This window comes from Nocardia vermiculata NBRC 100427 (genome assembly GCF_001613265.1).
Classification (GTDB): domain Bacteria; phylum Actinomycetota; class Actinomycetes; order Mycobacteriales; family Mycobacteriaceae; genus Nocardia; species Nocardia vermiculata.
In genome coordinates, this window is the sequence record NZ_BDCA01000006.1 from 131,855 (window position 1) to 145,913 (window position 14,059).

Sequence of the window (14,059 nt, forward strand, 5' to 3'; positions counted from 1 at the left end):
GCCCGGCCGTAGGCTCGACACACCATGACTCGTACCGTCCCCGATTCCTGTCCGGGCGTGCTGCGTATGCACCAGGCCGCCGACGGCCCCCTGGCCCGCATCCGACTGCCCGGCGGCGTGATCACCCCCGACCAGCTGCGGGCCCTGGCGGCTGCGGCGGCCGAACTGGGTGACGGCACCCTCGAGCTCACCTCGCGCGGCAATGTCCAGCTCCGAGCGATGCACGATGCCGCGGCGCTCGCCGAGCGCCTCGAACGGGCCCGACTGCTGCCCGCACCCGGACACGAACGAGTCCGCAATATCGTCGCCTCTCCCCTGTCGGGCCGACGCGGTGGCCGGACCGACGTGCGCCCGGTAGCCGCCGAACTGGACGCCGCGCTGCAGGCAGCCCCGGAACTGGCCGCACTACCCGGGCGCGTCCTGTTCACCCTCGACGACGGCCGCGGCGATGTCACCGGTCTCGGTGGGGACATCGGCGTACACGCGGTCGGCACCGACGAATACGCACTCGTGCTCGCCGGACGCGATCACGGGCTCCGGGTCGCCGCGACACATGTGGTGCCGACGATGCTCGCCGCCGCACACTGCTTCCAGCGCATCCGCGCCGAGCACTGGCGGCTGCGTGAGGTTCCGGGCGGTACCGCCACAGTGATAGCGGAACTCGGTCTCGAATCGCGGTCCGAACCACGGACGTTGCCGGTCGACCACGACATTCCGATCGGGTGGCTACCCCAGGACGACGATCGGGTGGCACTGGGCGCCGCGGTGCCACTCGGCACGCTCGCCGCGCGAACCGCGGAATTCCTCGCCGCGGTCGAGCATCCGATCATCGTGACGCCGTGGCGTGGTCTGATCCTGGCAGATCTCGACGAATGGACCGCCGAACAGGTAGTGCGGGTGCTCGCACCGATGGGACTGATCTTCGACGCGCACTCACCGTGGCTCGCCGTCACCGCATGCGCGGGACAACCGGGGTGCGCGAAATCCCGCACCGACGTCCGCGCCGACGCCGCCGCCGCGATCGACACCGGACGGGCCTCGGCGACGGGACCGCCGTCACCCGATCGGACCGGGATCGCAGCCGGGGACATACGAGTGGCCGGCCGGCAGCACTGGTCCGGATGCGAACGACGCTGCGGCCGCCCCACCGGACCGGTCACCGACATCGTCGCCGAACCCGACGGGTACCGCATCTCCGGAGCAACCGAACAGTCCTGACGCAGCGCGGTGACGCCACCCGAGCCCACCGTGCCGCACAGGTGCCCCGCAGTTACCGCACAACCCTCCATGGTTACGCACGCTGCCGCCTCCGGGCCGTGCTCCCACTGCAGTATCCGATCGCGGCGTCCACACAACCCTCCATGGTTACGCACGCTGCCGCCTCCGGGCCGTGCTCCCACCGCTAGGGTGGTCGCCATGTCCGATGTGCGTACCAGCTATCTCACCGACGGGGCCGAGATCTATCGGCGTTCGTTCGCGACCATCCGGGACGAGGCCGACCTGGCCCGGTTTCCGGCCGATGTCGCGCAAGTGGTGGTGCGCATGATCCACGCCTGCGGGCAGGTCGATCTGACCACCGACGTCTCGCACACCCCGCAGGTGGTTGCGGCGGCCCGCGGTGCGCTGCGCGCGGGTGCTCCCATCCTGTGTGACGCCACCATGGTCGCCTCGGGCGTCACCCGCAAGCGGCTACCGGCCGACAACGAGGTGTTGTGCCTGCTCGCCGACCCCCGGGTGCCGGAGCTGGCGCGGCGGATGGGAAATACCAGATCCGCTGCAGCGCTGGAACTGTGGCGCGACCGGCTCGCCGGGGCCGTGGTCGCGATCGGCAACGCGCCCACCGCACTGTTTCACCTGCTCGACATGCTCGACGCCGGTGCGCCGCGTCCGGCCGCGATCCTCGGCATCCCGGTCGGCTTCATCGGCGCCGCCGAATCCAAACAGGCGCTCGCCGAGTACAGCGGCGTCGACTACCTCACCGTCCACGGCCGGCGCGGCGGCAGCGCGATCACCGCCGCCGCCCTCAACGCCATCGCGAGTGAGCAGGAGTGAACGATCAGGGCGCGGAGGAGGCAGCGGGCGTAACCACGCAGCGTCCCAGTGAACTCCTCGACACACACAGCGTGAACGATCAAGGCGTGCAGGAGGCAGCGGGCGTGAGCCGGCACCACGTTCCCGGCAAGTTGTGGGGCGTCGGCCTCGGGCCCGGCGATCCCGAACTTGTGACGGTGAAGGCGGCACGGGTCATCGAGAACGCCGACGTCATCGCGTTTCACAGCGCACGGCACGGCCGCAGCATTTCCCGGTCGATTGCCGCGCCGTACATGCGGCCCGGCCAGCTGGAGGAACATCTCGTCTATCCGGTGACCACCGAGACCACCGATCATCCGGGTGGATATCAGGGCGCGATCGACGAGTTCTATGCGCAGGCCGCCGAGGTGCTGGCCGCGCATCTGGCGGCGGGCCGCAGCGTGGCGCTGCTGGCGGCGGGCGATCCGTTGTTCTACAGCTCCTACATGCATATGCACCGGCGGCTGGCCGACCGGTTCCCGGCCGAGATCATCCCGGGCGTCACCTCGGTGAGTGCGGCGTCGGCCGCGCTGGGAACTCCTCTCGTGGAAGGGGAACAGGTGCTCACGGTGTTGCCCGGCACGATGCCGCCGGATCAGCTCGCCGAACGCCTGGCCGGCACCGACGCCGCGGCCGTCATGAAGCTCGGGCGTACCTATCCCGGTGTGCGGCAAGCACTGTCGCAGGCGGGCCGGCTCGACGACGCCTTCTACGTGGAACGGGCCAGCACCGGCCGGCAACGGGTACTGCGCGCCGCCGACGTCGCCGACGACGAGGTCCCCTACTTCGCCGTCGCCGTGGTTCCCGGCCCGGCACCGACCACCGAGATCCCGCTCACCCGCCACGGTGCCCCCCACTCCGAGACCGCCGCGCGGCCCGAGGTTTCTCCTCGGCCCGAGGTGCTTGCGGGTGAGGTGGTCGTGGTCGGGTTGGGGCCCGGATCACCGCAGTGGACCACTCCGGAGGTCACCCGCGCGCTAGCGGCGGCAACCGACATCGTCGGCTACACGACCTATGTGAACCGGGTGCCGGTCCGCCCGGGGCAGCGCCGCCATCTCAGCGACAACCGGGTCGAGTCCGAACGTGCCGCGATGGCCCTGGATCTGGCGAAGTCCGGCGCCCGGGTGGTCGTCGTCTCCTCCGGCGATCCGGGTGTGTTCGCGATGGCCGCGGCGGTGATCGAGGAGTCCGCCGATCCGCAGTGGCGCGACGTTCCGGTGCGGGTGTTGCCGGGTGTCACCGCAGCGAGCGCTGTCGCTGCACGGATCGGAGCGCCGCTCGGCCACGACTTCGCGATGATCTCGCTGTCGGATCGGCTCAAGCCCTGGGACACGGTGGCGGCCCGGATCGCCGCGGCCGCAGCCGCGGATATGGCCATCGCGATCTACAACCCGGCCTCGAGTCAGCGCCGGTGGCAGGTCGCCGCACTGCGCGACATCCTGCTCGAACACCGCGCACCGCAGACTCCGGTGGTCTTGGGCCGCGATGTCGGCGGACCGTCGGAATCTGTCCGCGCCACCACGCTGGCGGCTCTGGACCCGGCCGAGGTCGATATGCGCACCCTGCTCGTCATCGGCGCCTCCACCACCGTCGCGGTGGATACGCCCACCGGACCCCGGGTCTACACCTCACGCCGGTACGGCCCGCAGCCCACCACCTACGACGCCACGGCATCGCCATCGGCATCGCGATAGCCTCCGCGCGAGCTGCTGCGGCCGAGTTGACACACCTGGGTGTGCATCGCCGACCTCGATGCTAGATGCCTTCGAGGCCGACGACGGGACCGTCAGTCTCGGCCGGGATGCGGTCTCGGCCGGAGCGCGCGCACAGCCAATCCCACGCTCCTGCAACGGTATCGGTGTGGTCCGCTCCGGCCGGCAGCGGTGGCCGGTCGACCACGATGACCGGGATGCCTTCGTGCCGTGCAGCGGTCATTTTGGCCTCGGTGAGATCGCCACCGCTGTCCTTGGTCAGGAGCGCGTCGATCCGATGTTCGCGCAGCAGTGCGATTTCCTGTTCCACCGTGAACGGACCGCGCGCCAGCAGCAGCAGATGCTGCGGCGGCACCGGTCCGGTCGGCGGGTCGATGGCCCGGATCAGGAACCAGGTCTCGTCGAGATCGGCGAACTCACCCACATGCTGGCGTCCGATGGTGAGAAAGACTCGCTCGAAACCGGCAGCGGCCGCCGCGGCCGCCGCCATGTCGGGAACCCGCAGCCAGTGGTCGTCGGGCTGTTGTGGCCAGCCCGGCCGGCGCAGCTGCAGGATCGGCACTCCGGTCATGCGGGCGGCCTGGGCCGCGTGCGCGGATATGGTGGCGGCGAACGGATGGGTGGCGTCGACGATGACCTCGATCCCGTTGTCGGCCAGCCAGTCCCGCAGACCTCGCACACCGCCGAAACCGCCGACGCGAACGGCGCCGGCGGGTAGTACGGGCCGGGCCACCCGCCCGGCAAGCGAGGACACGACGTCGAAACCCCGTTCGCCGGTGGCGAGGCCGGCCAGCTGCCGGGCTTCCCGCGTACCACCCAATATCAGAACCTTCAGTGCTGCTCCGATTTCGTCACCACCCATTGCGCAACCGGCAACTGTGGTCGCCACGCGGTGAACCCGCCCAGCGCCCCCGCCCGGTATATCTGGAACTTTCGGAGTGCACCACCGTAGGTGGCGGCCCAGTTCACCAGCAACGCTTCCGATTCCGCGGTCACCGCGTTGGCCACCAGCCGCCCGCCCACGGGCAGCCGCGCCCAGCAGGCCGCGAAGACCCCGTCCTGGGTCAGTCCACCGCCGAGGAATATCGCATCAGGACCGGCCACATCACCGGCGGCCAGCGCCTCCAGCACCGCACCGCGCACGACCACCGCCGGCACTCCGAGCGCCGTCGCGTTGCTGCCGATCCGGTCGCGCCGCGCGGCATCGCGCTCGAAGCTGATCGCACGACAGTCCGGGTGTGTACGACACCATTCGATCGCTATGGTTCCCGAGCCGCCGCCCACATCCCACAACAGTTCTCCCGGTGCGGGAGCGAGCGCCGTGAGAGACAGCGCGCGTACCTCTGCCTTGGTCAACTGGCCGTCGCCGCCGTAGCGCGCGTCGGACAGCCCGGGGAGCCTGGTCAGCCGGGGCGCATCCGGATCGCGGACTGCTTCGACGGCGATCAGATTCAGCGGATCTCCCGGTGGTGGTGTCCATTGCGCCGCGGTCGAGGCAACCGCCCGCTCACGGGGACCGCCCAGTTGCTCCAGCACTGTCATCCGGGACTGACCGAAGCCGTTGCCGCGCAGCAGGTCTGCCACTTGCGACGGAGAATGCTCATCCGCGCTCAGGACCAGCAGCCGCCGTCCGTCGGACAGTTCGGGCAGCACCGTCTCGACGGGACGCCCGACGACACTCACCACGGGGGTGTGCGCACTGGCCCAGCCGAGCCGGGCACAGGCCAGCGCCGCGGACGAGGGCTGCGGATATACCCGGATCCCGTGCGGTCCCAGCATTCTGGCCAGCGTGACACCGATCCCGTAGAACATCGGGTCGCCGCTGGCCAGCACACAGACGCGGCGGTCACGGTGACGGTCGAGCAGTTCCGCGAGCGCCGGCAACAGCGGGCTGGGCCAGCGTTCCCGCCGTGCACCGGTAGCGTCCGCGGGCACCAGATCCAGTTGCCGCGCCGAACCGAGTACCACCTGTGCGTCACTCACCTGCTTCCGGGCGGCGGCAGCCACACCGGTCCAGCCGTCGGCGCCGATTCCGACGACCACGATCGGCGCCATCAGCGCGGCATCCGGCGCCAGAGTGCGCGCGGAACCAGCCGCGCCACCACGTAGGCCGCGCCGAGTGCCCGCGGCACCCAGATCTGCCCGGTCCGCCGGCGCAGACCCGTCACCACGGCCTCGGCCACCTGATCCGGTGTCCGCGACAGCGGTGCCGGGCTCATCCCCGCCGTCATCCGTCCGATCACGAAACCGCTGCGCACCAGCAACAGGTGCACCCCACTACCGTGCAACGCATCCGACAGGCCGGAGGCGAATCCGTGCAGTCCGGCCTTGCCCGAACCGTAGACGTAGTTGGCACGCCGAACCCGGACCCCGGCGACCGATCCGAATACCACCAGCTGGCCACTTCCCTGGGCGCGCAACAGATTCGCCAGCACCGTGAGCACGTTCACCTGGGCGATGAAATCGGTCTGCAGTACCGCCACCGCCGCGGCCGGGTCCCGTTCCGCGGCGGCCTGGTCACCCAGCACGCCGAAGGCGAGGACGGCGACCCCGATGCGCCCGTGTTCGGCTGCCACCTGCTCCAGCAGCGGCTGATGACTGCCGAGATCGTCGGCATCGAATTCCACGGTGTGCACCGCGCGGGCGCCGGCGCCACGCAGCTCTGCGCATTCGGCCGCGAGATCGGCGCTGCGTCGCGCCGCGAGGATCACGTCTCGACCGGCGCAGATCCGCCGCACCACTTCCAGGCCTATTTCACTACGCCCGCCGAGCAGCACGATCACACCGTCGTCGACATCCCGCACAACCATGGCGCTCAGTGTGCCACCGCCCGCCGCCGACCTCGCGACACGGATCACCCTCGACCGGTGCTCCGGGCCCACCCGCACCCCTACCGTCGTACCGCCGATTGCTACCGTCGCGTCATGACCAGCACCGCCGCCGAGCGCGTCGACCTGTCGGCGAGCGCCTCGGAATTCGTCACCGAACGACATCTGGCCACACTCACCACGTTGCGTGCCGACGGCACTCCGCATGTCGTCGCGATCGGGTTCACCTGGGATCCGGAGGCCGGTATCGCCCGCGTGATCACCGACGGCTCCAGCACCAAGGCCCGCAATGTACGGCGTTCCGGATACGCGGCACTGAGCCAGGTCGACGGGCCGCGGTGGTTGACCCTGGAGGGCCCGGCCGAGGTGTGGACCGAGCCCGAGCGCGTCGCCGAGGCCGAGCACCGCTATGCCCGGCGCTACCGCACACCGCGGGAGAACCCGACCCGCGTCGTCATCGCGGTGCGAGCCACCCGCGTGTTGTCGAGCAGCACCTTGCGCGGCTGATCGGCGTTCAGAACGCAGATACGGGAGGGCCTACAGCACCGCCAGTCCGTGTGGCCGGTGGTTCACCGATTCGACACCGTCCTCGGTGACCACGACGATGTCCTCGATCCGAGCGCCCCATTCACCGTCGAAGTAGATGCCGGGCTCGATGCTGAAGGCCATACCCGCGCGCAGCACGATGTCGTTGCCGTCCACGACATACGGTTCCTCGTGTACCGACAACCCGATGCCGTGACCGGTGCGGTGGATGAACTCCGCCCCGAATCCGGCCTCGGTCAACACCTTCCGTGCCGCGGCATCCACCGAGGCTGCGGTGACTCCCGGGCGTACGGCAGCGACCGCGGCAGCCTGGGCACGTTCCAGTACGGCGTAGCGCTCCGCGATCTCCGGGTCGGGTTCGCCCAGCACGTAGGTACGGGTCGAATCGGAGAAGTAGCCCGGTTCCACCGGGCCGCCGATATCGATCACCACCACATCCCCGGGCTCGACGACGCGGCCGGATTCGGCATGGTGTGGGTTGGCACCGTTGGGTCCGCTGCCCACGATCACGAAATCGGCGTCGAGGTGCCCCTCGGCCACGATGGCCGCCCGGATATCTGCCGCGATATCGGCCTCGGTACGCCCGGTCCGTAGCCACTCTCCCATCCGGGCGTGAACGCGATCGATGGCGGCGCCGGCACGGCGCAAGGCATCGATCTCGGCGGAGTCCTTGGTCATCCGCAACTCGCGCAGGATCGGGGTGGCCGACACCGGCAGCGCGGTCAACGCGTCGGCGATCGGCAGCAGATGCAGCGCCGGCATGGAATCCGCGACCGCGACCCGGGCGCCGGCGTTGAGCGTGGATTTCACGACCCCGTACGGATCCACGCCGTCGACCCAGGGGACCAGGTGGATGCCGAGCTCCGCGGCGGCCGAACCGTCCAGCGCCGCCAGTTCGAGTTTCGGCAGCACCACCGACGGCGTCTCGCCGCTGGCGGGCACGATCAGGCAGGTCAGCCGTTCGAACGACTGCGCGGCCGAGCCCAGCAGATAGCGCAGATCCGGCCCCGGTGTGATCAGCAATGCGTCCAGATGTGCCGCACGGGTCAGCTCCGCCGCCCGCTCCAGCCGCCTGCCGTAGATTTCGGCACCGAACCGTGACTCCGTCTGTGCGCTCATGGAATACGACGTTACCCGCCGGTGGTCCCAGCGGTAGCGATCGCACCGTCCGCTCCGGGTCGTGCCCGCGCCTGTCGGTGCGGCCCGGTAGCGTCTGCAGCATGCTCACCTCCAGTGCGAGTGACCGGCCGTTGTTGCTGCTCGACGGTGCCGGCCTGTGGTTCCGGGCGTTCTACGCGATTCCCGAGAAGATCACCGCGCCCGACGGGCGACCGGTCAACGCGCTGCGCGGATTCACCGATATGGTCGCCGCGCTCATCACCCGGCACCGGCCCGGGCGATTGGTCGTCTGTCTGGATCTCGACTGGCGCCCGGCCTTCCGGGTCGACTTGCTGCCCTCCTACAAGGCCCACCGCCTCGACACCACCGCGGCCGACCCGGGCGCCGAAGAGGTCCCCGACACCCTGACACCGCAGGTCGACATGATCGCCGAGATGCTCGCCGCCGCCGGAATCGCCACCGCCGGTGCGGCCGGACTCGAAGCCGACGACGTGATCGGCACCCTGGCGACGCGAGAACGCGACAACGAGGTGATCGTCGTCAGCGGCGACCGGGACCTGCTGCAACTGGTACGCGACGACAGCCCACCGGTCCGGGTGTTCTACGTGGGCCGCGGCCTGGCCAAGGCCGAACTGTTCGGGCCGGCCGAGGTCGCCGCGAAATACGGTGTCCCCGTGGAGCATGCGGGCCCGGCGTATGCGGATATGGCGACTCTGCGCGGCGACGCCTCCGACGGTCTGCCCGGCGTCGCCGGTATCGGCGACAAATCCGCGGCTACCCTCATCTCACGGTTCGGTTCCCTCGAGGCGCTGCTCGAGGCGGTCGCCGATCCGGAGGCGAATCTGGCGCGCGGCATCCGGGCGAAACTCGTCGCGGCACAGGATTATCTGCAGGTGGCGGCGCCGGTCGTACGAGTCGTCCGCGACGCCGAGGTGACGATGTCCGGCCCGGATCCGCTCCCCGGCGAGCCTGCAGACATCGAACAGTTGCGGGCACTGGCAACCGGATACAACGCCGAGAGCCCCGTTGAACGCCTCATTTCGGCCATGGCAGCGAATTCCCGGAGCTGACGCCGACCGGCATACCGACCGGACCCGTGGCGGGCGACGAATTCGCCCGGCACAGGTCCCGGTCAGGCGATCAATTGGGGCGGCCGACCTCATAGGTGCCGTCATCCTTGGTGATCTTGACGGTGACCTGCTTCTGCTCCCCGCCCACCTTCAGATCACAATCGAAGCTGGCGCCGACCTCGACTTTCTGGCCCGACGGGCAGCTGACTTCCTGGACGTCGTCGATGCCGTAGGAATCCTTCAACACCTTCTGCACGCCGTCCTGGACGGCCGAGTTGTCGAGTTTGTCCCCGCCCAGGAAGATTACGGCGAGAACCACGGCGACGATCACCACGACCGCCACGGCGATACCGCCGAAGAGCACGCCCTTCTTGGGCTTCTTGGCGGGCGTACCGATGAGCTGCGCTTCGGTGGCCGCCCACTGCGGCTGCTGCTGTCCGTCCCATTGCTGGTTCTGCGGCGGCTGCTGCTGCGCCCACGGCTGAGACGGCGGCTGCTGGGACGGCTGCTGCCCCCACGGTTGCTGATTCTGCTGTGGCGGCTGCCCCCACTGCTGTTGCGTTTGATCCCACGGCTGCGGCTGCGCCGGCGGTTGCTGCGGCCAGGAAGGCTGGCTCTGTTGCCCCCACTGCGGTTGCTGCGGGGGTTGCTGAGGTGGCTGTTGCCCCCACGGCTCCTGATTCGGTGCGGGCTGTCCCCACTGCTGCGGAGGCTGCTGTCCGCCCTCCCACTGTGGTGGCTGCTGTGGTGGCTGCTGCTGCCCGGACCACTGTTGGGTCGGATCGCTGCTGGGTCCCTCCCCTGGGCCAGGGTTCTCGTTCGGTCCGTACGGGCCGCTCATGTGCCTGCCTCCACTCGTCGTCTCACTTCCCCCCGTGTGAGGTGATCAGGCTCCTCACCACGGTCGGTACCGTTAGTCATCCAATCACAGCCGGACCGGCTACGCGGCGTCCACCGCCACAACGCCGCGTCGGATCGCGCGCACCGACTTCGCGGCGGTAGCGGCGATTTCGGGATCGTCCGCGGTTTGGTGGATCTGGTCGAGCAGATCGATCACCTGCCGGCACCAGCGTACGAAATCACCGGCCGACAGCGCACCACCCTGTTCACCGCTGGCCAGCAACGATTCGGCCAAGCCGTCGCCGCGTGCCCATTTGTAGACACCGGTGACGAACCCCAGATCCGGTTCCCGCGTCGGCGCGAGCTTGTGCCGGGCCTCGTCGGAACGCAGTGTGCTCCACACTCCGATCGTCGCCGCGATGGCACGGCGCACCGGTTCGGTCGGCCCGGCCGGGGACAGATAACCGCCCTCTTCCCGGCGTGATTCGAAGACCAGCACCGAGACCACCCCGGCCAGTTCGGCCGCGCCGAGGCCGCGCCACGATCCGTCCCGCAGGCATTCGGCCACCACCAGATCGGCCTCGGTGTAGATCCGCGCCAGGCGGCGACCGTCGGCGGTCACCTCACCATCGGTCACGTAGCCACGCTCGGTGAGCAGGGCGAGAATCCGGTCGAACGTGCGTGCCAGTGAATTCGTCGTGGTGGCGACCTTCTGGCGCATCGATTCCGTTTCGCGTTCCAGCCGGCCGAACCGCTCCCCCAGCCGGGCCAGCTGTTCCCGGTCGGGCCGGGTGTGGGCCGGATGAGCCCGCAGTGCCCGCCGCAACGTGGCCAGTTCACGGTCGTCGGCCGCGCGCGAACGCTTGCCGCGGCGTCCTCGGGCCGGGACCGAGATACCGGTACTGCGTAGTGCCGAGGCCAGATCGCGTCGTGCCCGAGCGGTCCGATGGTCCACGTGCCGGGGCAGCCGCATCCGGCCCAGCGGTTGCGCGGGCGTCGGGAAATCCGCGGCGGAGACCCGGCCTGCCCAGGTGTCGGCGGTCAGCACGAGCGGTCGCGGATCACCGGGGCGGGAGTCCGGCTCGAGGATCACCGCAAGCCCCTGGCGGCGGCCGGTCGGAATGGCCACCACGTCCCCGCGCCGCAGCGTGGTCAGCGATTCGACCGCGGCACCGCGGCGATCCGCGCGCCCTTGGCGTTCTACTTCGCGTTCCCGCTGCTTGACGCGTTCCCGTAGCGACAGATACTCCAGGAAACCGTCGTCACCGATCTGGGACCGCAGTTTGCGGATCTGGCCTTCGTTACGTTCGATGCCGCGGACCAGTCCCACCACCGATCGGTCCGCCTGGAACTGGGCGAAGGAACGTTCCAGCAGTCCGCGAGCCTGCGGGGCACCCATCCGGTCGACGAGGTTGATCGACATGTTGTATCCGGGCCGGAACGAACTTCGCAGCGGATAGGTACGCGTGGAGGCCAGTCCGGCGACGGCACTGGTGTCCACATCGGGATGCCACATCACCACCGCGTGGCCCTCCACGTCGATACCGCGGCGTCCGGCACGGCCCGTCAGCTGCGTGTACTCCCCGGGAGTCAGTTCGGCGTGGGTCTCGCCGTTGAATTTCACCAGTCGTTCCAGGACCACCGTGCGGGCCGGCATGTTGATGCCCAGCGCAAGGGTTTCGGTGGCGAACACCGCCCGCACCAGGCCACGGACGAACAGTTCCTCCACGGTGTGCCGAAAGGCCGGCAGCATGCCGGCGTGATGGGCGGCAAGCCCGCGGAACAGCGCCTCGCGCCACTCCCAGTATCCGAGAACGTCCAGATCGGCGCGGGGCAGATCACCGGTGTGGCGTTCGATGATCGCCTCGATCTCCTCCTCGTCTCCGGGGCGGCTCAGATCCAGCCGCGAACGCAGGCACTGTGCCAGTGCGCCGTCACATCCGGCACGGCTGAAGATGAAGGTGATCGCCGGCAGCAGGCCCTCCTCGTCGAGCCGGGCGAGCATTTCGGGCCGTGGCAGCGGCCGGAAGTAGCGTCGCGGGCCGCCGCGATGGCGGGGCGCCGACCAGTCGTTCATCCGGTCGGCCTCGCGCCGATGTTTGATGAACCGGACCAGATCCTCGTCGACGAGTACCTTCTGATCGCTGGATTTCGCATCGAACAGATCGAACAGTCGCCGCCCCACCATCACGTGCTGCCACAACGGCACCGGGCGGGTCTCGTCGACGATGACCGCGGTGTCCCCGCGCACCGTCTCCATCCAGGCGCCGAACTCCTCGGCGTTGCTGACCGTGGCCGACAGGCTCACCAGGCGCACCTCCGGCGGCAGGTGCAGAATCACTTCCTCCCACACCGCGCCGCGGAACCGGTCGGCGAGGTAGTGCACCTCGTCCATCACCACGTGCGACAGCCCGTGCAGCGCGTCGGAGCCCGCGTAGAGCATGTTGCGCAGCACCTCGGTGGTCATCACCACGACACCGGCAGCGGGGTTGATCGACTGGTCGCCGGTGAGCAGTCCCACGGCATCGCGCCCGTAGCGCTGCACCAGATCGGCGTACTTCTGATTCGACAACGCCTTGATCGGCGTGGTGTAGAAGCATTTCCCACCACCCACCCGGGCCAGATGCACCGCGAACTCCCCGACCACGGTCTTACCGGCGCCGGTCGGGGCACACACGAGCACACTGTGCCCGTTCTCCAGTGCGGCGCAGGCCTGCTGCTGGAACGGGTCGAGCGAGAAGGTCAGGTCGGCGGCGAATGCCGCGAGTTCGCCAGTCAGCGACGGATATCCCACGCTCAGAGCGTATCGGAGTAGTCCGACACCGGTCGTGGTGATTTCTCCGGGCCTCCTGCGGACAGCGGGCCCGCGGCCTCCACCGGGCTCGCTCCCTCCACCGGAGTCGTTGCGTCGACCTCGCCGGGTCCGGTCAACGGCGATGCCTCGTCATCCGACAGTGCGGCCCAGTTGTCGGCGCGCCGGGCACGGCGGCGATCGTTGACTCGCGCTATCTGTACGGCCACCTCGAACAGCACCGTCAGCGCGGCGGCCAGCGCCAGCATGGAGAACGGATCCTGCGGTGTGACGATCGCGGCGAAGACGAACAGGCCGAAGATCATGCCGCGACGCCACTTCTTGAGCTTCTCGTAGCTCAGCACGCCGATCATGTTCAGCCCGATGATCAGCAGCGGCGTCTCGAAACTGACCCCGAAGATGATCAGCAGCTGAATGATGAAACCGAAGTACTGGCTACCACTGAGCGCGGTGATCTGCACATTGCTGCCGATCCCCATCAGGAAGCTCAGCGCATGGGCCACCACCCAGTAGGCCAGCAGCGCGCCGGTAACGAACAGCACCGCACCCGAGGCGACGAAACCGACGGCGTACTTACGTTCCTTCGAATACAGCGCGGGAGTGACGAACGACCACAGTTGGTACAACCAGATCGGGCAGGCCATGACCACGCCGGCTGTCAAACCCACCTTGAACCGCAGCATGAACTGTTCGAACGGCGCGGTCGCCAGGAGCCGGCAGGATCCGTCGGTGGTCAGTTGCGCACGGCTCTCCGCCGGCAGCGCACAGTACGGGCCGCGCAGAATGTCGCCGAGGCTTTCGATGCCGATGGATCCGTAGATGTGCCAGCCGTGCGCGTACCAGAGGAAACCCAGCGCCGTCGTCAACGCGATCGCCAGCAGCGACTTGAGTACCCGCGACCGCAACTCGTGTAAATGTTCGACCAACGACATCGTGCCGTCGGGATTCGTCCTGCGCCGGCTGCGGCGGGGGTCGAACGGAATGCGCATGGATGTGAATGCCTCGCTGCTCACCTGGCGACGGACCCGGATGAAACGCCCACTCGTCATCGGACCGTCACCC

General features: G+C 69.1%; 12 protein-coding genes. 5 read left to right on the top strand and 7 right to left on the bottom strand.

Features of this window, described 5'->3' with window-relative positions; genetic code table 11:
- Nucleotides 1-24 precede the first annotated feature (24 nt).
- The 3 genes from cobG (at nucleotide 25) to NV2_RS10085 (ending at nucleotide 3,764) form a co-directional block, all read left to right on the top strand.
- Nucleotides 25-1,218, top strand: a complete 1,194-nt coding sequence (gene cobG / locus NV2_RS10075; protein ID WP_067871304.1) for a precorrin-3B synthase — start codon at nucleotides 25-27, stop codon at nucleotides 1,216-1,218.
- 198 nt (nucleotides 1,219-1,416) lie between these two features.
- A complete protein-coding gene (locus NV2_RS10080; protein ID WP_067871305.1) occupies nucleotides 1,417-2,052 on the top strand; it encodes a precorrin-8X methylmutase in 636 nt (211 codons plus the stop codon).
- 104 nt (nucleotides 2,053-2,156) lie between these two features.
- Nucleotides 2,157-3,764, top strand: coding sequence for a precorrin-2 C(20)-methyltransferase (locus NV2_RS10085; RefSeq protein WP_067871417.1), 1,608 nt, complete (start codon nucleotides 2,157-2,159; stop codon nucleotides 3,762-3,764).
- Nucleotides 3,765-3,825: 61 nt separating this feature from the next.
- Here NV2_RS10085 and NV2_RS10090 read toward each other — a convergent pair whose 3' ends face one another.
- The 3 genes from NV2_RS10090 to dprE2 are packed head-to-tail and all read right to left on the bottom strand — an operon-like array spanning nucleotide 3,826 to nucleotide 6,592.
- The gene (locus tag NV2_RS10090; protein ID WP_067871306.1) at nucleotides 3,826-4,644 is read right to left on the bottom strand and encodes a cobalt-precorrin-6A reductase; all 819 of its coding nucleotides are present in this window, start codon (nucleotides 4,642-4,644) and stop codon (nucleotides 3,826-3,828) included.
- On the bottom strand, nucleotides 4,614-5,840 hold the full coding sequence (gene cbiE / locus NV2_RS10095) for a precorrin-6y C5,15-methyltransferase (decarboxylating) subunit CbiE (protein WP_157102834.1): 1,227 nt from the start codon (nucleotides 5,838-5,840) through the stop codon (nucleotides 4,614-4,616). Before cbiE ends, NV2_RS10090 begins: the two co-directional genes overlap by 31 nt.
- On the bottom strand, nucleotides 5,837-6,592 hold the full coding sequence (gene dprE2, locus NV2_RS10100; protein WP_174550571.1) for a decaprenylphospho-beta-D-erythro-pentofuranosid-2-ulose 2-reductase: 756 nt from the start codon (nucleotides 6,590-6,592) through the stop codon (nucleotides 5,837-5,839). Before dprE2 ends, cbiE begins: the two co-directional genes overlap by 4 nt.
- 114 nt (nucleotides 6,593-6,706) lie before the next feature.
- Between dprE2 and NV2_RS10105 the strand changes: the two genes are divergently transcribed.
- Nucleotides 6,707-7,117 (top strand): PPOX class F420-dependent oxidoreductase, encoded by a 411-nt coding sequence (locus NV2_RS10105; RefSeq protein ID WP_067871308.1) that lies wholly within the window; start codon nucleotides 6,707-6,709, stop codon nucleotides 7,115-7,117.
- Nucleotides 7,118-7,147: 30 nt separating this feature from the next.
- Here the strand turns inward: NV2_RS10105 and NV2_RS10110 are convergent, their stop codons facing one another.
- Entirely contained in the window at nucleotides 7,148-8,275 is a 1,128-nt protein-coding gene (locus NV2_RS10110) for a M24 family metallopeptidase (protein WP_067871309.1), read from the bottom strand.
- A gap of 101 nt (nucleotides 8,276-8,376) precedes the next feature.
- Here NV2_RS10110 and NV2_RS10115 point away from each other — a divergent pair, with 101 nt between their 5' ends.
- Nucleotides 8,377-9,345 (top strand): 5'-3' exonuclease, encoded by a 969-nt coding sequence (locus NV2_RS10115; RefSeq protein WP_067871310.1) that lies wholly within the window; start codon nucleotides 8,377-8,379, stop codon nucleotides 9,343-9,345.
- Nucleotides 9,346-9,415: 70 nt separating this feature from the next.
- Here the strand turns inward: NV2_RS10115 and NV2_RS10120 are convergent, their stop codons facing one another.
- The 3 genes from NV2_RS10120 to tatC all read right to left on the bottom strand — a co-directional run bounded on the left by NV2_RS10120 (nucleotide 9,416) and on the right by tatC (nucleotide 13,986).
- Nucleotides 9,416-10,186: a DUF4333 domain-containing protein gene (locus NV2_RS10120; RefSeq protein WP_067871311.1), complete on the bottom strand. Its 771-nt coding sequence runs from the start codon at nucleotides 10,184-10,186 to the stop codon at nucleotides 9,416-9,418.
- A 99-nt stretch (nucleotides 10,187-10,285) separates the two neighbouring features.
- Nucleotides 10,286-12,985, bottom strand: a complete 2,700-nt coding sequence (locus tag NV2_RS10125; RefSeq protein ID WP_067871312.1) for a DEAD/DEAH box helicase — start codon at nucleotides 12,983-12,985, stop codon at nucleotides 10,286-10,288.
- Nucleotides 12,982-13,986, bottom strand: a complete 1,005-nt coding sequence (gene tatC, locus NV2_RS10130; RefSeq protein ID WP_067871419.1) for a twin-arginine translocase subunit TatC — start codon at nucleotides 13,984-13,986, stop codon at nucleotides 12,982-12,984. Before tatC ends, NV2_RS10125 begins: the two co-directional genes overlap by 4 nt.
- Nucleotides 13,987-14,059 lie beyond the last annotated feature (73 nt).